At 61.2% G+C, this 26,596-nt stretch carries 23 protein-coding genes and 2 pseudogenes; 9 read left to right on the forward strand and 16 right to left on the reverse strand.

Going from position 1 to position 26,596, the window contains the following annotated elements:
• The first annotated feature begins 1 nt into the window (after window position 1).
• From NDJ82_RS10795 to NDJ82_RS10815, 5 genes are read left to right on the forward strand one after another with little or no spacing between them, the layout of a single operon-like run.
• Window positions 2-1,990: a heme lyase CcmF/NrfE family subunit gene (locus NDJ82_RS10795; protein ID WP_158878799.1), complete on the forward strand. Its 1,989-nt coding sequence runs from the start codon at window positions 2-4 to the stop codon at window positions 1,988-1,990.
• The gene (locus NDJ82_RS10800) at window positions 1,987-2,523 is read left to right on the forward strand and encodes a DsbE family thiol:disulfide interchange protein (protein ID WP_032889103.1); all 537 of its coding nucleotides are present in this window, start codon (window positions 1,987-1,989) and stop codon (window positions 2,521-2,523) included. The genes NDJ82_RS10795 and NDJ82_RS10800 overlap by 4 nt, the downstream gene beginning before the upstream one ends.
• Window positions 2,520-2,993: a cytochrome c-type biogenesis protein gene (locus NDJ82_RS10805; protein ID WP_012723038.1), complete on the forward strand. Its 474-nt coding sequence runs from the start codon at window positions 2,520-2,522 to the stop codon at window positions 2,991-2,993. The genes NDJ82_RS10800 and NDJ82_RS10805 overlap by 4 nt, the downstream gene beginning before the upstream one ends.
• On the forward strand, window positions 2,986-4,170 hold the full coding sequence (gene ccmI / locus NDJ82_RS10810) for a c-type cytochrome biogenesis protein CcmI (protein WP_099586773.1): 1,185 nt from the start codon (window positions 2,986-2,988) through the stop codon (window positions 4,168-4,170). Before NDJ82_RS10805 ends, ccmI begins: the two co-directional genes overlap by 8 nt.
• A 16-nt stretch (window positions 4,171-4,186) precedes the next feature.
• The gene (locus NDJ82_RS10815) at window positions 4,187-4,585 is read left to right on the forward strand and encodes a hypothetical protein (protein WP_099586772.1); all 399 of its coding nucleotides are present in this window, start codon (window positions 4,187-4,189) and stop codon (window positions 4,583-4,585) included.
• A gap of 180 nt (window positions 4,586-4,765) precedes the next feature.
• On the opposite strand, the gene NDJ82_RS10820 is transcribed toward NDJ82_RS10815, so the two are convergent.
• The 7 genes from NDJ82_RS10820 to NDJ82_RS10850 all read right to left on the reverse strand — a co-directional run bounded on the left by NDJ82_RS10820 (window position 4,766) and on the right by NDJ82_RS10850 (window position 13,248).
• On the reverse strand, window positions 4,766-6,286 hold the full coding sequence (locus NDJ82_RS10820; protein ID WP_112194291.1) for an MFS transporter: 1,521 nt from the start codon (window positions 6,284-6,286) through the stop codon (window positions 4,766-4,768).
• A gap of 70 nt (window positions 6,287-6,356) precedes the next feature.
• The gene (locus NDJ82_RS10825; RefSeq protein ID WP_099586770.1) at window positions 6,357-7,229 is read right to left on the reverse strand and encodes a prephenate dehydrogenase dimerization domain-containing protein; all 873 of its coding nucleotides are present in this window, start codon (window positions 7,227-7,229) and stop codon (window positions 6,357-6,359) included.
• Window positions 7,226-9,295 (reverse strand): aminodeoxychorismate synthase component I, encoded by a 2,070-nt coding sequence (pabB, locus tag NDJ82_RS10830; protein WP_250925433.1) that lies wholly within the window; start codon window positions 9,293-9,295, stop codon window positions 7,226-7,228. The genes NDJ82_RS10825 and pabB overlap by 4 nt, the downstream gene beginning before the upstream one ends.
• Window positions 9,292-9,627, reverse strand: a complete 336-nt coding sequence (locus NDJ82_RS10835) for a chorismate mutase (protein ID WP_228391213.1) — start codon at window positions 9,625-9,627, stop codon at window positions 9,292-9,294. The genes pabB and NDJ82_RS10835 overlap by 4 nt, the downstream gene beginning before the upstream one ends.
• Before the next feature lie 45 nt (window positions 9,628-9,672).
• The gene (locus NDJ82_RS10840; RefSeq protein WP_158879339.1) at window positions 9,673-10,944 is read right to left on the reverse strand and encodes an aminotransferase class I/II-fold pyridoxal phosphate-dependent enzyme; all 1,272 of its coding nucleotides are present in this window, start codon (window positions 10,942-10,944) and stop codon (window positions 9,673-9,675) included.
• A gap of 13 nt (window positions 10,945-10,957) precedes the next feature.
• Complete coding sequence (locus NDJ82_RS10845) at window positions 10,958-11,818, reverse strand: HemK/PrmC family methyltransferase (RefSeq protein WP_044273103.1); 861 nt, start codon at window positions 11,816-11,818, stop codon at window positions 10,958-10,960.
• Window positions 11,815-13,248 carry an NAD(P)/FAD-dependent oxidoreductase gene (locus NDJ82_RS10850; protein ID WP_158879340.1) on the reverse strand — a complete coding sequence of 478 codons (1,434 nt, stop codon included), beginning with the start codon at window positions 13,246-13,248 and terminating at the stop codon, window positions 11,815-11,817. Before NDJ82_RS10850 ends, NDJ82_RS10845 begins: the two co-directional genes overlap by 4 nt.
• A gap of 343 nt (window positions 13,249-13,591) precedes the next feature.
• Between NDJ82_RS10850 and NDJ82_RS10855 the strand changes: the two are divergent.
• The 4 genes and pseudogenes from NDJ82_RS10855 to NDJ82_RS10870 form a co-directional block, all read left to right on the forward strand.
• A pseudogene (locus NDJ82_RS10855) lies at window positions 13,592-13,684 on the forward strand (phosphonate metabolism protein/1,5-bisphosphokinase (PRPP-forming) PhnN); the annotation flags it as partial.
• A pseudogene (locus tag NDJ82_RS10860) lies at window positions 13,681-13,782 on the forward strand (transposase); the annotation flags it as partial. The pseudogenes NDJ82_RS10855 and NDJ82_RS10860, both read left to right, overlap by 4 nt.
• A 602-nt stretch (window positions 13,783-14,384) precedes the next feature.
• A complete protein-coding gene (gene phnN, locus NDJ82_RS10865) occupies window positions 14,385-14,957 on the forward strand; it encodes a phosphonate metabolism protein/1,5-bisphosphokinase (PRPP-forming) PhnN (protein ID WP_191947405.1) in 573 nt (190 codons plus the stop codon).
• A 161-nt stretch (window positions 14,958-15,118) separates the two neighbouring features.
• Complete coding sequence (locus NDJ82_RS10870) at window positions 15,119-15,523, forward strand: type II toxin-antitoxin system HicB family antitoxin (protein WP_250925434.1); 405 nt, start codon at window positions 15,119-15,121, stop codon at window positions 15,521-15,523.
• Between the two features lie 23 nt (window positions 15,524-15,546).
• On the opposite strand, the gene NDJ82_RS10875 is transcribed toward NDJ82_RS10870, so the two are convergent.
• The 9 genes from NDJ82_RS10875 to gcl all read right to left on the reverse strand — a co-directional run bounded on the left by NDJ82_RS10875 (window position 15,547) and on the right by gcl (window position 26,362).
• Window positions 15,547-16,743 (reverse strand): MFS transporter, encoded by a 1,197-nt coding sequence (locus NDJ82_RS10875; protein WP_191959950.1) that lies wholly within the window; start codon window positions 16,741-16,743, stop codon window positions 15,547-15,549.
• Window positions 16,744-16,911: 168 nt separating this feature from the next.
• Window positions 16,912-17,916, reverse strand: coding sequence for a sulfate ABC transporter substrate-binding protein (locus tag NDJ82_RS10880; protein WP_191959949.1), 1,005 nt, complete (start codon window positions 17,914-17,916; stop codon window positions 16,912-16,914).
• Between the two features lie 96 nt (window positions 17,917-18,012).
• Window positions 18,013-18,837 carry an ion transporter gene (locus tag NDJ82_RS10885; protein ID WP_099586761.1) on the reverse strand — a complete coding sequence of 275 codons (825 nt, stop codon included), beginning with the start codon at window positions 18,835-18,837 and terminating at the stop codon, window positions 18,013-18,015.
• 31 nt (window positions 18,838-18,868) lie between these two features.
• Window positions 18,869-19,744: an urea transporter gene (locus tag NDJ82_RS10890; RefSeq protein WP_250925435.1), complete on the reverse strand. Its 876-nt coding sequence runs from the start codon at window positions 19,742-19,744 to the stop codon at window positions 18,869-18,871.
• A 202-nt stretch (window positions 19,745-19,946) separates the two neighbouring features.
• A complete protein-coding gene (gene pyk, locus NDJ82_RS10895) occupies window positions 19,947-21,362 on the reverse strand; it encodes a pyruvate kinase (protein ID WP_250925436.1) in 1,416 nt (471 codons plus the stop codon).
• Window positions 21,352-22,632 (reverse strand): glycerate kinase type-2 family protein, encoded by a 1,281-nt coding sequence (locus NDJ82_RS10900; RefSeq protein ID WP_158877324.1) that lies wholly within the window; start codon window positions 22,630-22,632, stop codon window positions 21,352-21,354. Before NDJ82_RS10900 ends, pyk begins: the two co-directional genes overlap by 11 nt.
• A 128-nt stretch (window positions 22,633-22,760) precedes the next feature.
• Window positions 22,761-23,651 (reverse strand): 2-hydroxy-3-oxopropionate reductase, encoded by an 891-nt coding sequence (locus tag NDJ82_RS10905; protein ID WP_250925437.1) that lies wholly within the window; start codon window positions 23,649-23,651, stop codon window positions 22,761-22,763.
• Window positions 23,652-23,793: 142 nt separating this feature from the next.
• A complete protein-coding gene (hyi, locus tag NDJ82_RS10910) occupies window positions 23,794-24,576 on the reverse strand; it encodes a hydroxypyruvate isomerase (protein WP_158877326.1) in 783 nt (260 codons plus the stop codon).
• Window positions 24,577-24,586: 10 nt separating this feature from the next.
• A complete protein-coding gene (gene gcl, locus NDJ82_RS10915) occupies window positions 24,587-26,362 on the reverse strand; it encodes a glyoxylate carboligase (RefSeq protein ID WP_032889133.1) in 1,776 nt (591 codons plus the stop codon).
• Window positions 26,363-26,596: the final 234 nt, after the last annotated feature.

Here is a 26,596-nt window from a genome sequence, read left to right on the forward strand (position 1 = left end):
GATGACGTCCGCACTGTTTATCCCCGAGTTGGGCCAGTTGGCGATGATCCTCGCCCTGTGCTTCGCCATCGTGCAGGCCGTGGTGCCGTTGCTCGGCGCCTGGCGTGGTGACCGCCTGTGGATGAGCCTGGCGCAGCCGGCCGCCTGGGGTCAGTTCGCCTTCCTGTTGTTCGCGTTTGGCTGCCTGACCTACGCGTTTATGACCGACGATTTTTCCGTCGCCTACGTCGCCAATAACTCCAACACCGCGCTGCCTTGGTACTACAAGTTCAGCGCCGTGTGGGGCGCCCACGAAGGTTCGTTGCTGCTGTGGGCATTGATCCTCGGCGGCTGGACCTTCGCCGTGTCGGTGTTCTCGCGCCAACTGCCGCAAGTGATGCTGGCGCGGGTGCTGGCGGTGATGGGCATGATCAGCATTGGTTTTCTGCTGTTCCTGATCATGACCTCCAACCCGTTCAGCCGCATCCTGCCGCAGATCCCGTCGAATGGGCATGACCTCAACCCCTTGCTGCAGGACATCGGCCTGATCGTTCACCCGCCGATGCTTTACATGGGTTACGTCGGTTTCTCCGTGGCCTTCGCCTTCGCCATCGCCGCCTTGTTGGGCGGGCGCCTGGATGCCGCCTGGGCGCGCTGGTCGCGGCCGTGGACCATCGTCGCCTGGGCCTTCCTGGGGATTGGCATCACGTTGGGCTCCTGGTGGGCGTACTACGAACTCGGCTGGGGCGGCTGGTGGTTCTGGGACCCGGTGGAAAACGCCTCGTTCATGCCGTGGTTGGTGGGCACCGCGCTGATTCACTCCCTGGCCGTCACTGAAAAGCGCGGCGTGTTCAAGAGCTGGACGGTGCTGCTCGCCATCGCCGCATTTTCCCTCAGCCTGCTCGGCACGTTCCTCGTGCGTTCGGGCGTACTGACTTCGGTGCATGCGTTTGCGTCCGACCCGGAGCGCGGCGTGTTCATCCTGATCTTCCTGCTGTTTGTGGTGGGCGGCTCACTCACCCTGTTCGCCCTGCGTGCGCCGGTGGTCAAGAGCCACGTTGGCTTCAACCTGTGGTCGCGGGAAACCCTGCTGCTGGGCAACAACCTGGTGCTGGTGGTCGCTGCGTCGATGATCCTGCTCGGCACTCTTTACCCGCTGGTGCTGGATGCCCTGAGCGGCGCCAAGCTGTCCGTCGGCCCACCGTATTTCAACGCGCTGTTTATCCCGTTGATGGGGTTGCTGATGGTGGTGATGGCGGTCGGCGTACTGGTGCGCTGGAAAGACACACCCGTGAAATGGCTGGCCGGCATGCTGATGCCGGTACTGCTGGGCAGCGTCGCGCTGGCCGTGATCGCCGGCATTGCCTATGGCGACTTCAACTGGGCGGTACTGGCCACCTTTATGCTCGCCGCCTGGGTGCTGCTGGCCGGTGTGCGCGACCTCTTCGACAAGACCCGCCACAAAGGCTTGATCAAAGGCCTGCCGACGCTGACCCGCAGCTACTGGGGCATGCAGATCGCCCACATTGGCATCGCCGTGTGTGCGCTGGGCGTGGTGCTGTCCAGCCAGAACAGCGCCGAACGCGACCTGCGCCTGGCGCCGGGCGAGTCCATGGACCTGGGCGGTTATCAGTTTATCTTTGAGGGCGCCAAGCACTTTGAAGGGCCGAATTTTACGTCCGACAAAGGCACTGTGCGGGTAGTGCGCGACGGTAAGGAAATCAGCGTGCTGCACCCGGAAAAACGCCTCTACACCGTGCAGAGCTCGATGATGACCGAAGCCGGTATCGACGCCGGTTTCACCCGTGACCTCTATGTGGCGTTGGGCGAACCGTTGGGCGAGGGCGCCTGGGCCGTGCGCGTGCATGTGAAGCCGTTTGTGCGCTGGATCTGGTTTGGCGGTTTGCTCACCGGCTTTGGTGGTTTGCTGGCCGCGCTGGATCGGCGGTATCGAGTCAAGGTCAAGAGCCGGGTGCGTGAAGCCCTCGGTCTGCAAGGAGCGGCGGTATGAAGCGTTGGTTGATGGTGTTGCCGCTGGCGTTGTTCCTGGTGGTGGCGGTGTTCCTGTATCGCGGCCTGTACCTGGACCCGGCCGAGCTGCCTTCGGCAATGATCGGCAAGCCGTTCCCCGAGTTCTCTCTGTCGAACGTGCAAGGCGACAAGACGCTGACCCGTGCCGACCTGCTGGGCAAACCGGCGCTGGTCAACGTGTGGGGCACCTGGTGTATCTCCTGCCGCGTCGAACACCCGGTGCTCAACAAATTGGCCGAGAAGGGTGTGGTGATCTACGGCATCAACTACAAGGACGACAACGCAGCAGCCTTGAAATGGCTGGCCGAGTTTCACAACCCATACCAGCTGGATATCCGTGATGAAGACGGCAATCTCGGCCTCAACCTCGGCGTCTACGGCGCCCCGGAAACCTTCTTTATCGACGCCAAGGGCGTGATCCGCGACAAGTACGTCGGTGTGATCGACGAAGTCGTGTGGCGTGAGCAACTGGCCGCCAAGTACCAGGCGCTGGTCGATGAGGCCAAACCATGAAACGTCTGTTAGCCGCTGCCGTGCTGGCGCTGGGCTTGGTCGGTGTGGCCCACGCGGCCATCGACACCTACGAATTTGCCAAGGACGGTGATCGCGAGCGTTTTCGCGAACTGACCAAGGAACTGCGCTGCCCCAAGTGCCAGAACCAGGACATCGCCGACTCCAACGCGCCCATCGCCGCCGACCTGCGCAAGGAGATCTTCCGCATGCTGGGTGAGGGCAAGGACAACCAGCAGATCATCGACTTCATGGTCGACCGCTACGGTGATTTCGTGCGCTACAAACCGGCCCTCACCGGCAAGACCGCGCTGCTCTGGTTCGGCCCCGCCGGGTTGTTGTTGGCGGGCGTGGTCGTCATGGCGGTGATCGTGCGCCGTCGCCGCGCCGCGCCAACCGATGGTTCCGACGCGCTGTCCCCCGAAGAGCGTAAACGCCTCGACCAATTGCTGGACACCAAGACTGATGATTGATTTCTGGCTCGCAGCCGGCTTGCTGCTTCTGATTGCCCTGAGTTTCCTGTTGATCCCTGTGTTGCGTGGCCGTCGTGCCCAGCGCGAAGAGGATCGCACCGCGCTGAACGTGGCGCTGTACCAAGAGCGTGTCGCCGAGCTGCAAGTGCAGCAGGACGAAGGCGTGCTCAACGCCGCGCAACTCGACACCGGTCGCGCCGAAGCGGCCCGCGAACTGCTGGCTGATACCGAAGGCGTCGAAAAGCCCCGCGAGTCCCGTCTGGGCAAACCGCTGCCGTTGCTCGCCGCCGTCCTCGTGCCCGTGCTTGGCTTGGGCCTGTACCTGCACTTTGGCGCCAGCGACAAAGTCGAACTGACGCGCGAGTTCTCCCAGCCGCCGGTGTCCATGGAAGACATGACCCAGCGCCTGGAGCGCGCGGCCGTGGCCCAACCGGACTCAGCCGAAGGCTTGTACTTCCTCGGCCGTGCCTATATGGCGCAGGATCGTTCGGCCGATGCGGCCAGAGTCTTCGAGCGTGCCGTGGCGTTGGCTGGCCGCCAGCCGGAGCTGCTTGGCCAGTGGGCCCAGGCGCAATACTTCGCTGACGATAAGCAGTGGTCGCCCAAGGTTCAGGCGTTGACCGATGAAGCCCTGAAGCTGGATCCGAAGGAAGTCACCAGCCTCGGCCTGTTGGGTATCGCGGCGTTTGAAGGCAAGCGTTATCAAGAGGCCATCGACTACTGGACACGCCTGCTGGCCCAACTGCCACCGGAGGATAATTCCCGTGCCGCGCTGCAAGGCGGCATCGACCGGGCGGCGCAGAGCCTGAAGGAAAGCGGGGGCACCGTCGCCGAAAAAGCCGTGATAAAGGTGCGGGTGGATGTGTCCGCCGATGTGAAGGCCAAGGCGCTGCCGAACGACACTGTGTTCATCTTCGCCCGCGCCGTCAGTGGCCCTCCGGCACCGTTGGCGGCCAAACGCATTACCGTCGCCGAACTGCCGGTCACCGTCGAGTTGGGTGACGCCGACGCAATGATGCCGCAATTGAAACTGTCCAACTTCGCCGAAGTCCAACTGGTTGCGCGCATATCCCGGGCAGGTCTTCCGACCGCTGGCGAGTGGATCGGCCGCAGTCAACCCCTGGCCAGCAGCACTACTGCACTGCAACAGCTGACCATCGACAGTCCGGACAAGTAATCCTGAGGAAACGCCCATGACGACCGCATTCGCACGCATCACCCTGCTCAGCCTGGTAGTGGGCCTGAGCGCCTGTGCGGTCCATCGGCCACCTCCTGGCCCGACCGGCCCGACGATCCCGCCGTCCGGCCCTTCGACTCAGCCGAGCACCAGGCCTTCCGGCCCGGTTACCCCGCCGCCAAAGCCTGTGCCGACCAAATCGCCGACGTTCGCCCCGCCACCGGGCGCCGCCAGCCACTGGGACGGCAAGATGCAGGTCTACGTGCTCGATGACCAGCCCGACACCTTCTACCGCCAGCGCACCTACTACCGCTGGAGCAACGGCTGGAGCCGCTCTATCAGCCCCAACGGGCCATGGGAAGAAACCAACGTGCAAGGCGTGCCGCCGGGGTTGAGCAAGCAGTACGCGCAATGACAAAAGGCGACCGTGTTCGGGTCGCCTTTTTTATGTTCGATTTGAAAGGCTATCAACTGTGGGAGCGGGCTTGCTCGCGAAGGCGGCCTGACAGTCGATCGGGATGTTGGATCTAACCAGGCGTCCTGCCGGGTTACCCCCGAATTCAAGTTGCACTTGGTTCGCCCGCCCGCACCCACGTCACACCGACGCTGCCTCCTGTGCCTTCAATGTGCGCCGGGCGATGACAATGGCCAGCACCGCCAAGCTGAAGGTGGCCCAGGCCATCAGTTGAGTCCCTGCGACAAATGCCTGTATAGCGTTGCCCATGACTTCACTGGCCTGGTCGTGAGCCAGGGTGGTCGAAATTGCGTGGGCGCCTGCCAAGGTTTCGCTTGCCAGGTGCATTTGCACCGGGGTCAAGAAGTCCGGTAGGTGCAGCGTGCCGCGGTAGTACGCCGTCACCAGGCCACCGAGCACGGTGGTGCCGAGTACTACCCCGACTTCATAGGCCGTCTCGCTGATGGCTGACGCGGCTCCTGCCTTGTTGGCCGGTGCGGCCGACAGGATCACGTCGTTAGAGACCGTGGCGATGGCACCCACGCCAATGTTCAACAAGGCAAACGCAACCACGATCACCGTCAAACTGCTGCCGAGGCTGGCGACCAGCAAAAACGCGCCGGCAGTGAAGGCCAGCAGGATGGGAATCAGGACATTGACCGATACGCGCTGGGCGACCGGGACTATCAGGATCCCCACCACAATCGCCATGAGCTGGCCCGGTATCAGCGCCAGGCTGGCGTTCAAGGGCGACATGCCCAGGACGATTTGCAGCAATTGCGTGGCAAAGAACACGAAACCGATCAGGAAGGCCAGGCTCATCAGGTTAATGGTCACCGAGCCGCTGAACGTCTTGTTGCGAAACAGGCTCAGGTCCATCAAGGGGGTAGGGAGGCGCAACTGACGGCGTACGAATTGCCAGCCGCTCACGATTGCGACGGCCAGTGTCGCCAGTGCCCAGGCATCCGGTCCTTCGCTGGCGACATGCTTGATGCTGTACACCAGGGCACTGAGGGCGACCATCGAGAGCACAATGCTGATGACGTCCATCGGCCCCGAGGCGTCCGGCTCGGACTCAGGCAGCAGCCAGGGGCCGAGGATCAACAGAGGCACCAGTACCGGCACGGCCAGGAGAAAAATCGACCCCCAGTTGAAGAACTCCAGCAGTATGCCGCCGACCAATGGCCCAAGCGCAGAACCGACGGTCAAGGTGGTTGCCCAGATCGCCACGGCCAGGCGACGCTCTTCCCGGTCGTCGAACACTGAGCGAATCAACGCCAACGTCGACGGCATCAACATTGCCCCGAAGATCCCCATGCACGCCCGTCCCGCGACCAGCTGCGTGGCGGTGCTGGAATAAGCGGTCATCACCGACACCAGGGTAAACCCCAGTGAGCCGATCAGCAGGAGTTTGCGATGGCCTTTGCGATCACCCAGGCTACCCATGGAAATGAGCAACCCTGCCAGCACCAGTGAGTAGGCATCGATCATCCACAATTGCTGGCTGGCACTGGGGTGCAGGGCCTCGGCGATTTTGGGCAGGGCAAAACCCAGCACGGTGTTATCCACGGTCACCAGCAAGACTGGCAGCATCAATATCGCGAGCGCCAACCACCGGCGTGAGCGTGGTTGTTGTGTTACTTCATCAGCCGCTAAAGACATCACCGGCTCCTTCTTGGAAAAGTGGCGAGTTGTGAAAAAACACCTCGCCATTCCCTGGCGAGGTCATCGTTCAGTTCAGCAATGAAAACAGATGCTGGCAGTCCACGGCGCCTGCATTCAAGCGTTTGCCCAAGACCTTTGAAACACTCTGTAAATCGCTTCTGAAGCGCTCATAGTCCTGCTCCACGATGTTTTCCTGCAGGCGCTCCAGGCCCTGCACCAGCGCTTCACGCTGAGCGGTCGCCTGGTCGTTTTCCAGTTGTATGTCCCAATACACCTCGGGCGGGTTGACCAGGATGCGCGACAGCAGCGCCATCATGGTACGCATGGGCGGCGGCATGACCTCTGCCACGATGTCCAGGTCGACCGAAGATTGGGCCAGGGCCATGCCGAATCCGAGAATGGCTGCATGGGGCAAGGCCTGACACAGGGCCATCAGCTCATCATGCGCGGCGGGCGTCATTCGACGGACCTTCATCCCGGCCTCCATCAAATGCCGTTCGATGAAGGATTGCGGGGTTTGCACGTCTTCCACGCAGACCGCCACCGTGCGCCCCTGGACGGACAACTTGGGCGAAAACATGGGGTTGACGCCCACAAACCTTTGCTGCGGCGCCGCTGCTTTCAGTGCTTTGAAAAAGGGGCCCTGCACCGAGCAGGTGGGGATCATTACCGCGTCTGAAGGCAAGCACCGGGTCACCCAGGCAATCGCGCTGACCGCGACGCTTTCAGGCAGAGCGAACACCACGGCGATGGCGTCGCGAAAAACAGCCCCTGAATGATTGAACGGTTGAGTCACGTCCATTTCGTGAAACTCACAGTCGGAATCCGGCGGACGGCGATCCACGACGCGCACGATGTATCCGTATTGCTTGAGAATACGGCTGATCAGTGAGCCGATGAGGCCAGCGCCTCCTAATACGACTACTGCTTGGGTATTCATGTGTCGCTCCCTGCGCAAAAGCTGTAATACGGCACGCTGGCCTTGACCAGCGTCTCTTCAAGTTCTTCTTTCGGGTCGGAGTGGGCGACGATGGCGCCACCAATGCCGAACTCAGCCTGTTGTTTATGCAATACCGCTGTGCGGATGACGATGCTCAGTTCCGCACTGCCATTGAAGGAGATCCAGCCCAGCGCTCCGGAATAAACACCCCGTGCACAAGTCTCCAGCCCATCGATGATTTCCATCGTGCGCTTTTTCGGCGCACCGGTCATTGAGCCTCCCGGAAAGCACGCTCTGATGGCCTCCATTGACGAGATGTCGCTGCGTAGATGTCCACGTACCGTAGAGACGAGCTGGTGTACCGAGGAAAAACTCTCCACGGCGAAAATATTCGGCACATGCACACTCCCTGAACGGCATACGCGGTTCAGATCATGGCGTACCAGATCGACAATCATCAGGTTCTCGGCGCGATCTTTGGTCGAGGCGTGCAAGTCATCTCGCAGGCGCTGATCTTGCTCAGGGTCTTTGCTGCGTGCACGGGTGCCCTTGATGGGGCGGGATTCGATCAGGCCGCCTTCATCGATTCTCAAAAAGGTCTCGGGTGATGCGCTCAGCACGCTGAAGCTGTCGAAGCAAAGATAGGCCCCATAAGGTACTGGGCTTGCTTCGCGCATTCTCCGATAGGCTGCGAGGGGCGCGCCGTCGTAGCTCATCCGCGCGCGGTTGGTCAGGCATATTTCATAGGATTCACCATCGGTGATGTATTGCAGCGACTGCTTGACCTTACGGATGTAACTGTCGGGGCTGTCTTCGAGTGACAGCTCAAGTTCATTCACTGCACCGGGGACAAAACGCCGTGTGTTCGTGGCGCTCTGAGGTGGGGGCATTGAGGTCAGCAACGTCGGCCACTGCTGGGGCTGGCCCGTCGCGCTTAACAGGCATTCGTAGACCTTTTGGTCATGGTGGTCGAAGACGAAGAAATGCGGCGCCAACATAAAGCCGGCATCCGGTTGCCCGGAGCGATAGACCTTGTTCCCGCCGGTCAGGGCCTTGAGTTCATACCCCAGGTACCCGACAAAACCACCCTTGAATTCAAACGGAAGGTATTGCGGGACTGCCACGTTGACCGATTCGATGAGCTGGCCGAGCAGGGTGAAGAAATCACCTGCCACACGCCTGCTGCCTTTGGGGCCTTCGAGTGTGAGGGTTTCGCTGTTGACGTTATAGGTTAGACGAATAGCCCCCTGGGCCTGGCCGCTGCCCATGATTGAATAGCGCGCGTTGGGCCGTTCGGATTTTTCGCTGTCGAGCCAGAAAGCATGCTGATCATTGGCATAAAGCGTGGTGAACAGCGCCAATGGATCGCACGCAGCCGAATGGACTCGATAGGCCAATTGTAGGTTGAGCAAACCGCCTACCGCGACGTAGTGCTCCTTGGCCGATTGAGCACTGGCCGGGCTCTGTCGCGTCGGCACGCGCTGGCGCCCATTGTGCTCAAGTGCCATGCGGATGAAGTTACTGAGCAGCGCATGCCCATACTCCGAGTCGATGGACTCAGGATGGAACTGGACGCCCCAGATCGGACGGCTTTGGTGCTCGATCGCCATCACCACACCTTCCTCCGTCCACGCCGTGCAGCGCAGCTCCTCAGGCAGATGGGTACACATCAGGGAGTGGTAGCGCACCACTTCAAACTGCTCTGGCAGGTCGCGGAACAAACCACTGCCGGCGTGCTGGATTTTACTGCGGTAACCGTGCACCGGGTTGGGCGCGTGGCCGACGGTTCCGCCAAGGAATTGGGCGATACCCTGGTGCCCCAGGCAAATGCCGAGCAAGGGTACCGGGGAGCGCAGGATAACCTGCCCGCACACGCCAAAATCCAGGTACTCGCCCGGGTGCCCAGGGCCCGGTGAAAGCACTACGGCATCGTATTGTTCAATGTGCAGGTGTTCGTACGCCACGCTGTTGGTGACGATATCGACGCACACACCTGTGACCTCGTACAGGTATTGGGCGATGTTCTGAGTGAAGGAGTCAAAATTATCAATCAGCAATATTTTCATGAGCGCTGCCCCTGGCCCAGGCGCTGCTGAATCAACCGCTCTTCCTGGTTGCAGGTTTCCTCGATGATCAGCTTGAACACCGACTGAACGTAATCGGGCCTCAAGCCGACTTTCGAGGCGTGGCTTGCGAGCTGATCCATCACTTGAACGATACGTTTGGGCTGCATCATGGGGATGTCATGGGCCGCCTTGAGTTCGGCGATCTCCATGCACACGCTCATGCGTTCGCCAAGCAGGTCGACCAAGTGGGTGTTGATCCGGTCCAACTGATCCCGCATGGGTTGCAGGATGGTGGACGGAGTTGCACGTGAAATTTGCTGGTGCCGTGTCATATTCATTCCTTTGATGTGTACGACGTAGTGCGGGTGTGTGAAGGGTCAGGCGGTGGCCTCGGGTAGCGCAGTGGCGTTCCATAAGCCTGCACGGGTGAGCTCGTTCAAGGCTTGGGCCAGTTGCCGGATATCGTGATCGCCGTGGCTGGCCGAAAAGGCGAAGCGCAGCATGGCTTTTCCCTTGGCGATGATCGGGTAGAACACCGGGAACATGAGGATGCCGTGGTCGCGCAGGATCCGGCAGGCTTGCAGGCCGTCTTCTTCGGTTTCGAAGAATGCGCCTCTGACCGGGGATTGAACCCCGGCGTTGAGCAGGCGATTGTGGGTCAGCGAATCAAACAGGCGCACGTTGCTCCACAGGCGGTCTTGCAGGCTGTCTATCTCGTCGCTCAGGTGAATCTTCGCGGCCGCCACGTTGGCGGCCAGCATTGGCACCATGATCGAGTGACCGAACACCAGGGGGTTGGCCAGTGTGTGTATCGACGGGATGTCCCGCGGGTCACTCACCACCACAAACCCGCCCGCTCCGCCAAAGGCCTTGGACAAAGAACCGGCCAGGATCATGTTGTGCGGCAACTGGTTATCTACCGCCGCCAGGGCGTAGCCAGCACCATGACGCCCTGCGATCGAGATGCCGTGGGCATCATCCACATACAGGTAGCCTGCGGCGTCCGCCAGTTGGCGCGCGAGGTGCGCGATGGGCACCAGGCCGCTCATCGAGCCGATACCGTCGATCAACAGAATCGGCGTTTCCTGGCGATCAGCGCAGTGTTTCAAGGCCACGCGCATCGACTCCGGATCGGTGGCCTCGACACGGGTCACTTCACCAAACTGCTGCAGAATGCCGCGCAGCACCTGCATCGAGGCGTGAGCGGTTTTATCGATCAACCAGTGGGCGCGCTTTTTGATCGGATAGCCCTTGAGCGAATTGCTGCCCAACAGTGGCAGTACGCCAAGGTGCACGCTGCTGGTGGAGGTGAACACGCTGACACCGCAGCCTTTATAGACGCGGCTGAGCAGCGACTCCAGTTCTGGCAAATAGACCGGGCGCATGGCACTGCGTGACGAGGACAGGTGCAGGCCAAAGGTGCCCAGTGCCTGGTGCGCCGCGTCGATCAGTGCAGGATGGGTTTCCAGGCCCAGATAAGAACAGGAAACGAACTCGGTGAACGTGCCGCCCTGCGCCAGGGTGATACGCTTGCCTTCACGGCTCGCGACGGTGAGGCCCGTGAGGCCCTCCGCATAGGCGCTCTCCAGGGCGCTGGTGGTGTTGTCACGGCGAATGGTCATCCAGTCTGGTTTGGTGTGTGCATCCATGGCTCAAAAACTCCTATGCTTGAACAGCGTTCGATAAGCGGCCCACGGTCATGACGGACGTGCCTGTGGTGTCTGATGACTCACGGTCAATCACAGTGCTGACGTCAAGCAAGTGGTGCTGTTGGAACAATTCACGAACGGCGAATGCTTGATCCTCGCCGTGTTCGATCACCAGCCATCCCTCAGGTGTCAGCAAAGTGGTCGCCAGGGCGATGATGTGCCGTGTCAGGTCCAGGCCATCGGCACCTGAATAGACGGCCGCCGAGGGATGATGGCTGCCCCATTCGGGCTGTAACTGCGTTTGCCTAGGAACGTACGGCGGGTTGGCGACAATCAGCCCGACCTGGTGCTTGAAGCCAGCGAATGCAGGGGTTTCACGGATATCCGCCTGCATCGCGTTGACATGCACGTCGTGGGTGGCCAACCGGGCGATATTGCGTTTGAGGTAGTGGACAGCCACGTCTTCAAACTCCACGCAGGTCACCCGCAGGTCTGGCCGGCGCCGGGCGATGGCCAGGCCAATGGCGCCGCTGCCGGCGCAAAGGTCCAGCACGCAGGTTCCCGTCGCCAGTCGGGCATCGTCCAGCCACTTATGAATCACCGTGCTGTGCGGGCGCGGGATAAATACGCCGCTGCCCACAACCAGGGGCAGGTCGTCGAACGCGACCGTGCCGACAATATGCCCCAACGGAATCCGATTGCAGCGCTCGCTGACCGCCAGCCTGAACTCATCCAGTGCGCGCTGTTTGTCGGCACGCACGATAAAGCGATCGACCAGGCTATCCAGGTCATTGTCCGGGTCCCACACGCCGGCCGCTTCCAGCTGCACGCGGGCCAGGGCGATCGCCTCCTGCTCCTGTTTGCCCAGACTCATGACCACTCCTTGTAGTACTGCGCCAGCTTCACGCGCATGGACTCATAGAGGTAGGAGAATGCGACCAGCTCCGGAGGGGGAGTGAACGAGGGGTGCAGTTCATCGATCAGTTGCTGGTAATTGCTCGACAGTCCTTTATCGAGAATGGGCAGCCAGTAAGGTTTTACGTCCCAGCGATATTCATAACCGGTGGCAAACATCTGCTTGACGGTTTCGCCAACCGTCAGCTCGCGAGCAAGCCCGGTCAGTGGGGCGCGCACAGGATTGAAGGTGCTCAAGTCCAGGCCGGTGCTCTTGACGCCGGTCAAACAGTCGGCGATGTAGGCTGCCAGCAGCGGCGATTGGTGCAGGCCATCACGGTATGTCCCGGTTGCCAGCCACAGCCCTTGCATGCCGCATTCGCCGATCAGAGGGAAGCCGTCGGCTGGAATGGGACGGTTGCCCACTTGGATCGAAATAATTTCGGCACTGTGCAGGTCAAGGTTCAATTGGTCGACGGCGCAATCGAGCAAAAACTGTACATCCGAAATCAGCGCACGGTGCTTGGGGCGCTCGGACAGGATATTGGTCGCGCCCAGGTACAGCACGCCGTCACCACGTGGCACGCAATGCAGGCCACAGGCAAACGCGCGATTGGGGGTGCGGATCACCGATTGGGGTAACGCCATGCCCTCAGGCAGCTTGACCAGAATGGACACGCCATATCCGCTGAACAACGGTGGGATTTTGTTGACGAGCGTGTCGAACTCGCTGAGCAGGTCCAGAGACTGAACACCGGCAGCCACTACCACCTTTTTCCCCCACAGCACCTCACCGCTGAGCAGCTCCACCCCTGTGGCGATTGCGCCTTCGGCGATCACCCGGCGGGCGTTCTCATTGATCAAGGTGCCATGGTTGGCGAGCAGCGCGGCGTCGAGCTTTTCCAGTAGCAAGTGCGAATCAACGGCGTGTTCATTGGGGATAAACAGCCCGCGCAGCGGACGTACCAGATGATCCGGTGCCAGCCATTCCATGGCTCTTGGATCAATGGTTTCGTACTGTTCCCCATAGGCTTGCAGTGTGTGCTCGATGGCTTCGTAGTTGACCGTATCGACTTCGTCCATGCCGGCACTGTTGAGCAACACATGAGTGCCGCTGGCACTGAACAGCGGGGTGCTGATGCCGGAGTCGGCGGCCAGGCGTTCGGCCCAGGCGGGCCAGAGGTCTTGTGCCTGACGATCCATATTGAGTTTGAGGCGGCCATGCTCGCTGGCCAACAGGCCGCTGGTGACTTCGCCAAAACAGCCATTCATGGCACCGGCTGCCTTGGATGCAGCGTTGGTGCGGGCGGTTTCACCGACCCGGCAAACCTTCAAGCCCCGTGCACTCAGTTCATACGCGATAGAACCGCCAATGGCGCCTGCGCCTACTACAATTACGTCGAACTCCATGTTCTAGATCCTTGTTTAAACTGTCAGCTGTAGGATGAAAAACATTCCCATGTAGGAACGTGCTGAGCTTTTTATAGATTGTGAGAAGGGGCGACCATCGAGCATTTGTTTCATGTTGTATCGTTGTTACAAATTCACATATTTACTCGAACAAGCCCGGAAAGCCTGGGTGCAGGTGCCGCGCGTGGTGCGCGGTGGGTCACACTCGGGTAATGTGGCCGGCGCCGGCCTGCAAGGGTCTTTTGGCTGGAAATACTTTCCAGCGTCTACGACGCTCGACGCGTGGGGAACTGACACCGAGGCGCCGTTACAGGTCTGAAGACAAGCGAAGAGGGTGTTTTGAATGGCGGGCAGGTTGATCTATCTCATCGGGCCATCGGGTTCGGGCAAGGACAGCCTGCTGGACGCCGCGCGCCCACGCCTGGTCGAGCGTGGATGAAGGTGTTCAACGACCTCAAGACTCGTGGCGTTGAAGATGTTCTGATCGCCGTCACGGATGGCCTCAAAGGAATACCGGAGGCGTTGCAGACTGTGTGAAAACACAGCCTGCCAAGGTCAAAAACCAATGCCCCGACTTGTCGGGGCATTGGTTTTTCTAACAGGCGGCACGAAAAAAGGGCCTTTCAGCCCATCAATGCCATCAACTGATGGGCGCCCATCACCTTGGATATAGCGCATAAGCAAAATGCCCGTATCTTGCGATACGGGCATTTTGTTTAACCGGCCGGCAGATTGCTAGGTTTTCACACAGTCTGTGGGGGTCGCCTTTTTTTGAATTGAAATCCGTTATTCCAAACACAACCGAACAAATGTGGAAGTGGTGCTTGCCCTGATGCTAAGGGCGAACACTGTGCCCGTGACGCGGGAGCTTTACGGATATACAAGAGGGCGAGCTGCACGCAGACGGGGCGTCCGGGGGATGGAAACCCGGCGGGGCAGCCCCGCTGCGTGCCGCTCGGCCGGCAGTATGAGTACCTGCCCGTGCGGCTGCTGTAGGCCAAGTCCGGTTTCTCACCTTTGCAGCCGGTGAAAGCGGCACGTTGATGGGAAGGATTAGTGGATATACTTTCCAGTGGCTACCATCCGGCCCAGCCGGTACTGCAACAAATCTGGCAACAGGCGAAGAAGGTGTTTTGATGGCGGGCAGGTTGATCTATCTCATCGGTCCATCGGGCTCAGGCAAAGACAGCCTGCTGGATGCCGCCCGTGCGCGCCTGACCGAGCGTGGCTGCCGCATTGTGCGAAGGGTCATCACCCGTTCGGCCGAAGCGGTGGGCGAAGCGGCCCAGGGCGTGAGCCCGGAGCAGTTTGCCGCGCTGGACGCCGAAGGCGCGTTTGCCCTCAGTTGGCACGCCAATGGGTTGTCCTACGGCATTCCCAAGGATATCGACGCCTGGCTCGCGTCGGGGGAGGACGTGCTGGTCAACGGCTCGCGTGCGCACTTGGCGCAGGCTCGCGCACGTTATCCGCAGTTGCTGGTGCTGCTGTTGACCGTGGATCAAGCCGAGCTGCGCCAGCGCTTGATCGCGCGGGGCCGTGAATCCCTGGCGGATATCGAGGAACGCCTGGCGCGCAATGCGCGGTTTACCCAAGCGCTGATCGCCGGCAATGGTTCGGGGTTATTCGTGCTGGATAACTCCGGCCCCCTGGAGCATACCGTCGACCGCTTGCTGTGTTGCCTGGACCTTGGGCATTCGGTCTGCGCCTGACGCTGTTCCGGCGCCGGCTCATTCGGTTACTGGCCCTCGCTCAACATTCGGTAAAACACCCGTCAGTCGGGCTGACGCATTCTGTGCTTGAGTGAATATAACTCTAGGGTTGCTTTTATCAGAAAACGCGCCGGGTTGTTTCAGTTTTAAGGAGAGCATTCATGCAATACCCAATCTGTATCGAATGGGGCGATGACTTTACCGCCACCGGTATTCAGATCCCCGATATTCCAGGCGCTGTCACCGCCGGGAACAGTTTTGAAGAGGCTTACAACGTTGCCGTGGAAGTGGCGCACATCCTGCTGCAGGAGATCGCCGCGCAGGGTGCGACGATTCCGATGCCAACGTCAGTCGCGACCCATCAAGCCCATGAGGACTACGCGGGGATGGGCTGGGGGATGCTGGAGTTGGACATCTCGCCCTACCTGGGCAAGACCGAGAAGGTCAATGTGACCTTGCCCGGTTATGTCATTCAACGCATCGACCGTTACGTGCGGGAGCACAAAGTCAAAAGTCGCTCGTCATTTCTGGCGGATGCCGCGTTGGAAAAACTAGTGCGTTCTTGATCGGCGCCCGGTGTGCCGTCCCCTCAGGCGGTGGCCACCGACGTCTGGCGCGAGGCACTGACGAAACGCAATAACGCCACCAGCGGGAATGCACTCCCCACCAGCATCACCCCCAGCCAACCGCCGTGCTCATAGACGCTGCTGGCAATCGCCGAACCGAAAGCGCCGCCGATGAAGATGCTGGTCATGTACAGCGCGTTCAAACGGCTGCGGCTATGGGCGTCGAGGGCGTAGACGGCGCGTTGGCCGAGGACCATGTTCATCTGCACGCAGAAGTCCAGGACCACACCGGTTACCGCCAGGCCGATCACGCTGTACAGCGGATGCACAAACGCAGGCAGGAAGCTCAACACCGCGAGCAGCATCGCCAGCAACGAAGCGCGGTGAGTGTGACCGGCATCCGCCAGGCGCCCGGCGATGGGCGCGGCGACGGCGCCCAGTGCGCCGACCAGGGCGAACAGCGCGATTTCGCTCTGGCTCAGGCCATGATTACGTGCGAGTTCCAGGGGCACGGCGGTCCAGAACAGACTGAAGGCGGCGAACATGCAGCCTTGATAAAACGCGCGTTGGCGCAGCACCGGCTGGCGCCGCAACAAAGTGCCCAGCGAGCCCAGCAATTGGCCGTAACTGGCGCTGTGATCGGGTTGGCGCTTGGGGATCGTGAGCATCAACACCACGCTGATAAACGCCATCAACCCCGCCGCGGCCATGAACATCGCACGCCAGCCGAAGTGGTCCGCCACGACGCTGGACACCGGCCGTGCCAGCAGGATACCCAGCAGCAAACCGCCCATGATGCTGCCGACCACGCGGCCACGGGACTCAGCGGGCGCCAGGTGCGCGGCCAGCGGGATCAGGATCTGCACCGACACCGAACTGAAACCGATCAGCAGCGACACCAGCAGGAACAGGTTCGGCTGTTCGGTGAACGCTGCGCCCAGCAGGCTGGCGATGGCCACCACGGTGGTGAGGATCATCAGCTTGCGGTTTTCCAGCAGGTCGCCCAACGGCACCAGGAAGAACAGCCCCAAGGCATAACCGATCTGCGTCAGCGACACGATCAGGCTGGCCATGGCTGGCGTAAGGCCGATGTCCGGGGCGATCAGTTCGATGATCGGTTGTGCGTAGTAAATGTTGGCGACGATGGCGCCACAGCAGAACGCAAACAGCATCACCATCCCGCGGGTCATGGTGCTTGCAGCGTGGGGGGTGGCATTCATGGTTGTCTCATAAAAGCGAAGGAGGATGGCGAGCGAGAATAAAGGCAAGGCGTCAGCGCGGGTAGGGCGCTTGGGGTGATATCACTTATGCTGGCTGATGATACATCTAGAAACAAATGTGGGAGGGGGCAAGTCGAATCGTCGCACCGGCCCTCCCACATTGTTCAGTTACTGACCGGAGTAGATCTGGTCAAAAACCCCACCATCATTGAAGTGAGTCTTCTGCACCGTGCGCCAGTCGCCAAAGGTCTTCTCCACCGACAGGAAGTCGACTTTCGGGAAGCGGTCGGTGTACTTGGCAAGCACTTTCGGATCACGTGGGCGTAGGTAGTTGTTGGCAGCAATTTCCTGGCCTTCAGGCGACCACAGGTACTTCAAGTAGTCTTCGGCGGCCACGCGGGTGCCTTTCTTGTCGACCACTTTGTCAACCACCGACACTGGCGGCTCGGCTTCGGCGGAGACGCTTGGGTAGATGACTTCGAACTGATCACGGCCAAATTCACGGGCGATCATTTCAGCTTCGTTCTCGAAGGTCACCAGCACGTCGCCAATCTGGTTGGTCATGAACGTGGTGGTGGCGGCGCGGCCACCGGTATCGAGCACTGGCGCTTGCTTGAATAGCTTGCCGACGAAGGTCTTGGCTTTCTCTTCATCGCCGCCGTTCTTGAGCACATAACCCCAGGCCGACAGGTAGGTGTAGCGGCCATTACCCGAGGTCTTCGGGTTGGGCACGATCACTTGCACGCCGTCCTTGAGCAGATCCGGCCAATCTTTCAGGGCCTTGGGGTTGCCTTTGCGCACGATGAACACGGTGGCGGAAGTGAACGGCGCGCTGTTGTTCGGCAGGCGCGTGACCCAGTTGTCCGGCACCAGTTTGCCGTTGTCGGCGAGGGCATTGATGTCGGTGGCCATGTTCATGGTGATCACGTCAGCCGGCAGGCCGTCGATCACCGAGCGGGCTTGTTTGCTGGAACCGCCGAAGGACATTTGCAGGGTCAATTTGTCGTTCGGGTGCTCGGCTTCCCAATGTTTCTGGAAGGCGGCGTTGTAGTCCTTGTAGAAATCGCGCATGACGTCGTAGGAGACGTTGAGCAGTGTGACCGGTGCGGCATGCACGGCGCCCGCCAGGGCAAGGCCGGCGGCCAGGAGAGAGGCGCTAACGAGTTTTTTCACTGCTCATTCCTTGTTGTTCGAAAGAAGGGGTAAGGCCATTTGCCAGCGACTATAGCCGGGGCGCCATAGTCGCTTAAAGATTAAAAAGAACTTTGCTTATTCCACTTTCTTGAAAAGATTACTGCCGCACCGCGAACAGAACGCGGCGTTGGGCTCATGGCTGTTTTTCTTGCACACCGGGCAGTCGGTTTGCAGCTGTTCACCGCGCATGGCACTGGCCAGCTCGGCGGTGAAAATCCCGGTGGGCACGGCGATGATCGAGTAACCGGTGATCATCACCAGTGACGAAATCACCTGGCCCAGTGGCGTCTTCGGCACGATGTCGCCAAAGCCCACGGTGGTCAGCGTCACGATGGCCCAATAGATGCCCTTGGGAATGCTGGTAAACCCGTGTTCCGGGCCTTCGATCACGTACATCAAGGTGCCGAACACCGTCACCAGCGTGCACACGCTCACCAGGAACACCACGATCTTCTGCTTGCTGCCGCGCAGCGCCGCCATCAGGTAGTTGGCCTGCTTGAGGTACGGGCTGAGCTTGAGCACCCGGAAGATCCGCAACATGCGGATGATGCGGATGATCAGCAGGTACTGCGCGTCGCTGTAATACAGCGCCAGGATGCCGGGCACAATGGCGAGCAGATCCACCAGCCCGTAAAAGCTGAAGGCATAGCGCAAGGGCTTGGGCGAGCAATACAGGCGCAAGCCGTACTCGATCAGGAAGATGACGGTGAAGCCCCACTCGATATACGCCAGCATATCGGCGTAGTTCTGGTGTACCTGGTCGATGCTGTCGAGCATCACGATCACCAGGCTGGCGAGGATGATCAGTAGCAGGATGCCGTCAAAGCGCCGCCCGGCCAGGGTGTCACTCTGGAAAATCATGACGTAGAGCCGCTGGCGCCAGTCGTTGTTGCTGTCCATAAATCCCGCCCGAATCGAAGATCGAGCAAGCCTAGGGGGATTCGAAGGGGCTGTCCATGCGCGGTTTCTGAAGCCGGCGGCAACCGGCGCGCACCAGCCAGCAGGCGAGGATAAACGGCGCAGTGAGCGCGGGCAGGTGCAGGGCGGCAAAGCTCGGCGTGAGCAGGCTGGCCAGTAGGATGCCGAGCAGCGGCAGCCAGGCTTGGCGATGCAATTGGCTCAGGGCCAGGGCCGCGAGGGCCGGGTTGTAGCTGTGCAGGCCGAGGAGGGCGCCGGTGCTGTCATCCAGCAGCACGCCGATCAGCACGCCGGCGCTGGCGCCGATCAAGGCCCAGAGGGCTGCGCGGCGGTTGGCCAGCCACAGGCCAAGGGCAATCAGCACGCCGGCCAGGGGCTGGTCCAGCAGCATGATTTGCGCCAGGCCAGTGAAGGGGGCGCTGAGCAATGCCAGCGCATCGGGCTCGCCCAGGGCGAAAGTGTTTGGCGCCGCAGTGCCCAGCAGCATCCAACCCAAAAGCACAAACGGCGCGGTGTAGGCGGGCAAGTCATCCGGTTGCGTCGCGCGCTTGAGCCATTGCCGCGTGAGGATCGCACTCAAGCCGCCACACGCCAGGATCAGCGGCGGCAACAGGGCCGACCAGGCGAAATGCTGGCTGATCAACAGGCCCAGCAATACGCCGTTATAGCTATACAAACCGGCTTGGCGTTCAGCCTTGGGATAACCCCGGCGCTGGGCCGTGAGCAAACCGGCTACGCCACCCAGCAGCGCACCGCCGAGCAAGGCCGGAGCGCCGATCAGGATGGCCAGCAGGCACAGCAGGCCGCACAGCGGTTGGCGTTGGAGGAAGATCTGGCTGAAGCCGTTGAGCAGGGCTTCGGCCCAGTCGGGGCAGGTCTGGTTGTGCATGGTGGGTATTCAGTGAGACCGGGTTGTCCCCATCGGGGGCAAGCCCCCTCCCACACTTTATTGGGTTCACATAGCGACAGGTGTGAATGCAGTCCAATGTGGGAGAGGGCAAGCCCCCTCCTTTATTGGGTTCACATAGCGACAAGTGTGAATGCAGTCCAATGTGGGAGGGGGCTTGCCCCCGATGGGGCCTTCATAAGCGCTAGATCAACATCTCGATACGCAGCGAGTTGGTCGACCCCGGCTGCCCAAACGGCACCCCCGCCGTTATCACCAAGGTATCCCCACGCTGCGCCATGCCCTGAGCCTGGGCAATCTCCAGCGCCGTAGAACACACCTCATCCACCTGGCGCAGCCGATCGTTGACCACCGAGTGCACGCCCCACGCCACGCTCAGCCGTCGCGCCGTGGACAGGTTCGGCGTGAGGTTGAGGATCGGCGCCACTGGCCGTTCCCGCGCCGCGCGCAGGCTGGAGCTGCCGGATTCGCTGTAGTTCACCAGCACCGCCACCGGCAGGATGCTGCTGATACGACGGATCGCGCAGCTGATGGCGTCCGACACGGTGGCATCGGCTTTGGGCCGGCTGACGTCCAACTGCGCCTGGTAATCCGGGCCGTTTTCCACTTGGCGGATGATCTTGCTCATCATCTGCACGGCTTCCAGCGGGTACTCGCCCGATGCAGTTTCGGCTGACAGCATCACCGCATCCGCGCCTTCGGCCACGGCGTTGGCCACGTCGGTGACTTCGGCACGGGTCGGCGCCGGTGAGAAGCGCATGGATTCAAGCATCTGCGTGGCCACCACCACCGGTTTACCCATTTGGCGGCAGGTGCTGATGATGTCCTTCTGGATCTGCGGCACGCTTTCGGCGGGCACTTCCACACCCAGGTCGCCCCGGGCCACCATGATGGCGTCGCTCAGCTCGGCGATTTCCTGCAGCCGCTGCACGGCGGAGGGCTTCTCGATCTTGGCCATCAGAAAGGCCTTGTCGCCGATCAGCTCACGGGCTTCGCGGATATCTTCCGGGCGTTGCACGAACGACAGCGCCACCCAGTCCACGCCCAGTTCCAGGCCGAAGCTCAGGTCACGCCGGTCCTTGGCGGTCAGTGGGCTCAGCTCCAGCAACGCTTGGGGCACGTTCACACCTTTGCGATCGGACAACTCACCGCCATTGAGCACGGTGGTGTCGATGGCATCGGCATGCTTGGTGATCACCCGCAGGCGCAGCTTGCCGTCATCCAGCAGCAAGTCCATGCCCGGTTCCAGGGCTGCGATGATTTCCGGGTGGGGCAGGTTGACCCGGCGTTGGTCGCCCGGCGTCTCATCCAAGTCCAGGCGCAGTGCCTGGCCGCGCACCAGTTGCACCTTGCCCTCGGCAAACCGCCCGACCCGCAGCTTCGGCCCTTGCAGGTCCATCAGGATGCCCAACGGGTAGTTGAGCTGGCGCTCCACCTGGCGAATCCATTGGTAGCGCTGGGCGTGATCGGCGTGCTCACCGTGGCTGAAGTTGAGGCGGAAGATATTCACCCCCGCCTCCACCAACTCACGGATGTCATCGATCCCGTCGGTGGCCGGGCCCAGGGTGGCGAGGATTTTGACTTTTTTGTCAGGCGTCATGTTTGGCAGTCTCAAGAATCAGAATGGCGCGGAAGTCGTTGACGTTGGTGCGCGTCGGCTCGGTGACGATCAGGTCGTCGAGCGCCGCGAAATAGCCGTAGCCGTTGTTGTTATCCAACTCATCACTGGCACTCAGGCCCAGGGCTTCGGCGCGGCGGTAACTGCACGGCGTCATGATTGCGCCGGCGTTGTCTTCCGAGCCGTCGATGCCGTCGGTGTCGCCCGCCAGGGCATACACGCCGGGCAGGCCTTTGAGGCTGTCGGTCAGGCTCAGCAGGAACTCCGCGTTACGCCCGCCACGGCCATTGCCGCGCACGGTGACGGTGGTTTCACCGCCGGACAGGATCACGCAGGGCGCCGCCAACGGCTGGCCGTGCTGCACGATCTGGCGGGCAATGCCCGCGTGCACTTTGGCCACGTCCCGCGCTTCGCCTTCCAGGTCGCCGAGGATCAGCGGGCTGAAGCCGGCCTGGCGTACTTTCACGGCCACGGCTTCCAGGGATTGCTGGGGGCGGGCGATTAATTGGAAGTGGCTGCGGGCGAGGATCGGGTCGCCGGGCTTGACGGTTTCGGAGGCCGGGTTTTGCAGCCAACTGCGCACGGACGCTGGGGCGTCGATCCCGTAACGCTTGAGGATCGCCAGGGCTTGTTGCGAGGTGCTCGGGTCGCCGACGGTCGGGCCGGAGGCAATTACCGTGGCCTGGTCGCCCGGCACATCGGAGATGGCGTAGGTGTACACCGTCGCCGGCCACGCGGCCTTGGCCAACCGACCGCCCTTGATCGCCGAGAGGTGCTTGCGCACGCAGTTCATCTCGCCAATGGTCGCGCCGGACTTGAGCAGGGCCTTGTTGATGGTTTGTTTGTCGGCCAGGGTGATGCCTTCGGCGGGCAGGGCCAGCAAGGCAGAGCCGCCGCCGGAAAGCAGGAAGATCACACGGTCGTCTTCGCCGAGGTTGCTGATCAATGCCAGCACGCGCTCGGCCACGGCCAGGCCGGCGGCGTCGGGCACCGGGTGAGCGGCTTCGACCACTTCGATTTTCTGGCACGGTGCGCCATGGCCGTAGCGGGTGACCACCAGGCCGCTGACTTCGCCCTGCCAACAGTGTTCGACGACCAGCGCCATGGCCGCCGCGGCTTTGCCGGCGCCGATCACGATCACACGGCCGCTGCGGTCGGCGGGCAGATAAGGTTCAAGGACTAGCCGGGGATGGGCGGCGTCGATGGCTGTGGCAAATAGCTCGCGAAGCAGGTGTTGCGGATCGACCGACATAAGCGGGCTCCCGGGGGGATTCTTGTTTTTAGAGATGCAGCAATTTCAGACTTGGAATGGGAACAAATGTGGGAGGGGGCAGGCCCCCTTCCACATTGACTGCATTTCAGAGTGAGATCTGTGGGGAGTTACTTGTCGCGAATCGAGAAATTCGCCATGTGCTCCAGGCCCTTGATCAGCGCCGAGTGGTCCCAATTCCCGCCGCCAATCGCGGTGCATGTGCTGAACACCTGCTGGGTGCCGGCGGTGTTCGGCAGGTTGATCCCCAGCTCCTTGGCACCGGCCAGGGCCAGGTTCAGGTCTTTCTGATGCAGGTTGATGCGGAAACCCGGATCGAAGGTGCCCTTGATCATGCGTTCGCCGTGCACTTCCAGGATCTTCGAGGAGGCAAACCCGCCCATCAGCGCTTCACGCACCTTGGCCGGGTCGGCGCCGTTTTTCGAGGCGAACAGCAGCGCTTCGGCCACCGCCTGGATGTTCAGCGCAACGATGATCTGGTTGGCCACTTTGGCGGTCTGGCCATCGCCATTGCCGCCGACCAGCGTGATGTTCTTGCCCATGCTCTGGAACAGCGGCAGGGCGCGTTCGAAGGTCTGCGACTCGCCGCCGACCATGATGCTCAGGGTGCCGGCCTTGGCGCCGACTTCACCGCCGGACACCGGAGCGTCGAGGTACTGCGCGCCGGTCTCGTTGATCTTCGCCGCGAATGCCTTGGTGGCGGTGGGCGAGATCGAACTCATGTCGATCACCACCTTGTTCGGCGAGAGGCCAGCCGCCACGCCGTCGGCACGGAACAGCACGTCATCGACCTGCGGTGTGTCGGGCACCATGACGATGATGAACTCGGCTTCCTGGGCGACTTGCTGCGGGTTGGCCAGGGCCACGGCGCCGGCGCTGATCAGTTCAGCCGGTGCCTTGCCGTGGTGTTCGGAAAGAAACAGTTGGTGACCGGCTTTCTGCAGGTTCGCGGCCATGGGGTGGCCCATGATGCCGGTGCCGATAAATCCGATTTTAGCCATGATGAAATCCTCTTGTTATTACACAGCAGGTCCTATGTGGGAGGGGGCTTGCCCCCGATGACGGTGCGTCAGATAAAACAGGACTGACAGACCCACCGCTATCGGGGGCAAGCCCCCTCCCACATTGACTCGGTGGTGTTTGTTAGATCGCGTTGTGAGTTTTGAGCCAACCCAAACCCGCTTCGGTGGTGGTCAACGGCTTGTACTCACAGCCGACCCAACCCTGGTAACCGATGCGGTCCAAATGCTCGAACAGAAAGCGATAGTTGATCTCGCCCGTGCCCGGCTCATTGCGCCCAGGGTTGTCCGCCAGTTGGATGTGGTTGATCGCATCCAGGTGCGTGGTCATGGTCCGGGCCAGGTCGCCTTCCATGATTTGCATGTGGTAGATGTCGTATTGCAGGAACAGGTTGGCACTGCCCACCTGCTCGCGAATCGACAGGGCCTGCGCCGTGTTGTTCAGGTAGAAGCCGGGGATGTCGCGGGTGTTGATCATCTCCATCACCAGCTTGATGCCCGCTGCCTGCAGCTTGTCGGCGGCGTACTTGAGGTTGGCGACGAAGGTCTTTTCCAGGGTTTCATCATCCACGCCGGTCGGACGAATCCCTGCCAGGCAGTTGATCTGGGTATTGCCCAGCACCTGGGCGTAGGCGATGGCCAGCTTGACCCCGGCGCGGAACTCCTCGACCCGGTCCGGGTGGCACGCCAGGCCGCGTTCGCCCTTGGCCCAGTCACCGGCCGGCAGGTTGAACAGCACCTGGGTCAGGCCGTTGGCGTCCAGGTGTGCCTTGATCTCAGCCGAGCTGAATTCATACGGGAACAGGTATTCCACTCCTTCGAAACCGGCTTCGGCGGCCGCTTTGAAACGGGCAAGAAAGTCCTGTTCGGTAAACAGCATGGACAGGTTGGCGGCAAAACGCGGCATAGGGTTCTCCTTAATCGAGCAGGGAAATGGCAGTCGGCGCATCGTTGCCGACCAGGGCCAGGTCTTCGAATTCGTTGACGGCGTTGATCTCGGTGCCCATGGAAATATTGGTCACGCGCTCCAGAATGATCTCGACGATCACCGGCACCTTGAATTCTTCGATCATCTCCTGGGCCTTGCGCAGCGCGGGCTGGATCTGGCCTGGCTCGAATACGCGCAGGGCCTTGCAACCCAGGCCTTCGGCGACGGCCACGTGGTCGACGCCATAGCCATTCAGTTCCGGGGCGTTGAGGTTGTCGAAAGACAACTGCACGCAGTAGTCCATTTCAAACCCGCGCTGTGCCTGACGGATCAAACCCAGGTAGGAATTGTTCACCACCACGTGGATGTACGGCAGCTTGAACTGCGCGCCCACGGCCAGTTCTTCTATCATGAACTGGAAGTCATAGTCGCCGGACAACGCCACCACCTTGCGGCTCGGGTCGGCCTTCACCACGCCCAGTGCAGCCGGAATGGTCCAGCCCAGCGGGCCGGCCTGGCCGCAGTTGATCCAGTGGCGTGGCTTGTACACATGCAGGAACTGCGCACCGGCAATCTGCGACAGGCCGATGGTGCTGACGTAGCAAGTGTCTTTGCCGAACACCTGGTTCATCTCTTCGTACACGCGCTGTGGCTTGACCGGCACGTTGTCGAAGTGAGTCTTGCGGTGCAGGGTGGCTTTGCGCTGCTGGCAGTCATGCAGCCAGGCGCTGCGGTCCTTGAGCTTGCCGGCGGCTTTCCACTCGCGGGCCACTTCGATAAACATCGTCAGTGCCGCACCAGCGTCGGAAACGATGCCCAGGTCCGGCGTGAACACGCGGCCGATCTGGGTCGGCTCGATGTCCACGTGGATGAACTTGCGGCCTTCGGTGTAGACCTCCACCGAACCCGTGTGGCGGTTGGCCCAACGGTTGCCGATGCCCAGCACCACGTCCGACTTGAGCATCGTCGCGTTGCCATAACGGTGGGAGGTTTGCAGGCCAACCATGCCCACCATCAACGGGTGATCGTCGGCGATGGTGCCCCAGCCCATGAGGGTCGGGATCACCGGGATACCGGTGAGTTCAGCGAATTCCACCAGCAGTTCACTGGCGTCGGCGTTGATCACGCCGCCGCCGCTGACCAGCAGCGGGCGTTCGGCGGCGTCAAGCAGGGCCAGGGCTTTTTCGACCTGGATGCGTGTCGCCAATGGCTTGGCCAGGGGCAGCGGCTGGTAGGCGTCGATGTCGAATTCGATCTCGGCCATCTGCACGTCGAACGGCAGGTCGATCAACACTGGGCCTGGGCGACCGGAGCGCATTTCATAAAAGGCTTTCTGGAACGCGTAGGGCACCTGGCCGGGTTCCAGAACGGTGGTTGCCCACTTGGTCACCGGCTTGACGATGCTGGTGATGTCCACGGCCTGGAAGTCTTCCTTGTGCATCCGTGCGCGCGGGGCTTGGCCTGTGATGCACAGGATTGGGATCGAGTCGGCCGAAGCACTGTAAAGGCCGGTGACCATGTCTGTGCCCGCCGGGCCCGAAGTGCCGATGCACACGCCGATATTGCCGGCCTTGGTGCGGGTGTAACCCTCGGCCATGTGCGAGGCGCCTTCAACGTGGCGAGCAAGGACGTGATCGATGCCACCCACCTTCTGCAAGGCTGAGTACAGCGGGTTGATCGCCGCGCCTGGGATGCCGAAGGCGGTGTCCACGCCTTCACGGCGCATGACGAGGACGGCGGCTTCGATTGCTCTCATTTTGCTCATGTTTTGGTGCCTCTTGCGTTTTGTAATTGTATACAAGTGGTGTCCGGTCAAAGTGTATTCACGGCGAGCGTCAGAGGTCAATGGATTTTCTCCCTGGGCCTTGGCGTTCGTCGGAAGGCATTTTCAGCGGACTTTTTCGACGTATGGAGACTTTGTGCGAAAATATTGTATACAAAAACAAATGCCATTGTGTTCTATTTGTTTGATCGTGCATCTGATCAAACAGATCCAAAC

It is taken from the genome of Pseudomonas sp. SR18, assembly GCF_023701505.1.
GTDB lineage: Bacteria > Pseudomonadota > Gammaproteobacteria > Pseudomonadales > Pseudomonadaceae > Aquipseudomonas > Aquipseudomonas cyclaminis.

What these genes read in the sequence shown, in the direction of transcription:
- NDJ82_RS10795 (WP_158878799.1), top strand. Translation starts at nt 2, where the DNA reads ATGACGTCCGCACTGTTTATCCCCGAGTTGGGCCAGTTGGCGATGATC.
- NDJ82_RS10800 (WP_032889103.1), top strand. Translation starts at nt 1,987, where the DNA reads ATGAAGCGTTGGTTGATGGTGTTGCCGCTGGCGTTGTTCCTGGTGGTG.
- NDJ82_RS10805 (WP_012723038.1), top strand. Translation starts at nt 2,520, where the DNA reads ATGAAACGTCTGTTAGCCGCTGCCGTGCTGGCGCTGGGCTTGGTCGGT.
- ccmI (WP_099586773.1), top strand. Translation starts at nt 2,986, where the DNA reads ATGATTGATTTCTGGCTCGCAGCCGGCTTGCTGCTTCTGATTGCCCTG.
- NDJ82_RS10815 (WP_099586772.1), top strand. Translation starts at nt 4,187, where the DNA reads ATGACGACCGCATTCGCACGCATCACCCTGCTCAGCCTGGTAGTGGGC.
- NDJ82_RS10820 (WP_112194291.1), bottom strand. Translation starts at nt 6,286, where the DNA reads ATGTCTTTAGCGGCTGATGAAGTAACACAACAACCACGCTCACGCCGG.
- NDJ82_RS10825 (WP_099586770.1), bottom strand. Translation starts at nt 7,229, where the DNA reads ATGAATACCCAAGCAGTAGTCGTATTAGGAGGCGCTGGCCTCATCGGC.
- pabB (WP_250925433.1), bottom strand. Translation starts at nt 9,295, where the DNA reads ATGAAAATATTGCTGATTGATAATTTTGACTCCTTCACTCAGAACATC.
- NDJ82_RS10835 (WP_228391213.1), bottom strand. Translation starts at nt 9,627, where the DNA reads ATGACACGGCACCAGCAAATTTCACGTGCAACTCCGTCCACCATCCTG.
- NDJ82_RS10840 (WP_158879339.1), bottom strand. Translation starts at nt 10,944, where the DNA reads ATGGATGCACACACCAAACCAGACTGGATGACCATTCGCCGTGACAAC.
- NDJ82_RS10845 (WP_044273103.1), bottom strand. Translation starts at nt 11,818, where the DNA reads ATGAGTCTGGGCAAACAGGAGCAGGAGGCGATCGCCCTGGCCCGCGTG.
- NDJ82_RS10850 (WP_158879340.1), bottom strand. Translation starts at nt 13,248, where the DNA reads ATGGAGTTCGACGTAATTGTAGTAGGCGCAGGCGCCATTGGCGGTTCT.
- phnN (WP_191947405.1), top strand. Translation starts at nt 14,385, where the DNA reads ATGGCGGGCAGGTTGATCTATCTCATCGGTCCATCGGGCTCAGGCAAA.
- NDJ82_RS10870 (WP_250925434.1), top strand. Translation starts at nt 15,119, where the DNA reads ATGCAATACCCAATCTGTATCGAATGGGGCGATGACTTTACCGCCACC.
- NDJ82_RS10875 (WP_191959950.1), bottom strand. Translation starts at nt 16,743, where the DNA reads ATGAATGCCACCCCCCACGCTGCAAGCACCATGACCCGCGGGATGGTG.
- NDJ82_RS10885 (WP_099586761.1), bottom strand. Translation starts at nt 18,837, where the DNA reads ATGGACAGCAACAACGACTGGCGCCAGCGGCTCTACGTCATGATTTTC.
- NDJ82_RS10890 (WP_250925435.1), bottom strand. Translation starts at nt 19,744, where the DNA reads ATGCACAACCAGACCTGCCCCGACTGGGCCGAAGCCCTGCTCAACGGC.
- pyk (WP_250925436.1), bottom strand. Translation starts at nt 21,362, where the DNA reads ATGACGCCTGACAAAAAAGTCAAAATCCTCGCCACCCTGGGCCCGGCC.
- NDJ82_RS10900 (WP_158877324.1), bottom strand. Translation starts at nt 22,632, where the DNA reads ATGTCGGTCGATCCGCAACACCTGCTTCGCGAGCTATTTGCCACAGCC.
- NDJ82_RS10905 (WP_250925437.1), bottom strand. Translation starts at nt 23,651, where the DNA reads ATGGCTAAAATCGGATTTATCGGCACCGGCATCATGGGCCACCCCATG.
- hyi (WP_158877326.1), bottom strand. Translation starts at nt 24,576, where the DNA reads ATGCCGCGTTTTGCCGCCAACCTGTCCATGCTGTTTACCGAACAGGAC.
- gcl (WP_032889133.1), bottom strand. Translation starts at nt 26,362, where the DNA reads ATGAGCAAAATGAGAGCAATCGAAGCCGCCGTCCTCGTCATGCGCCGT.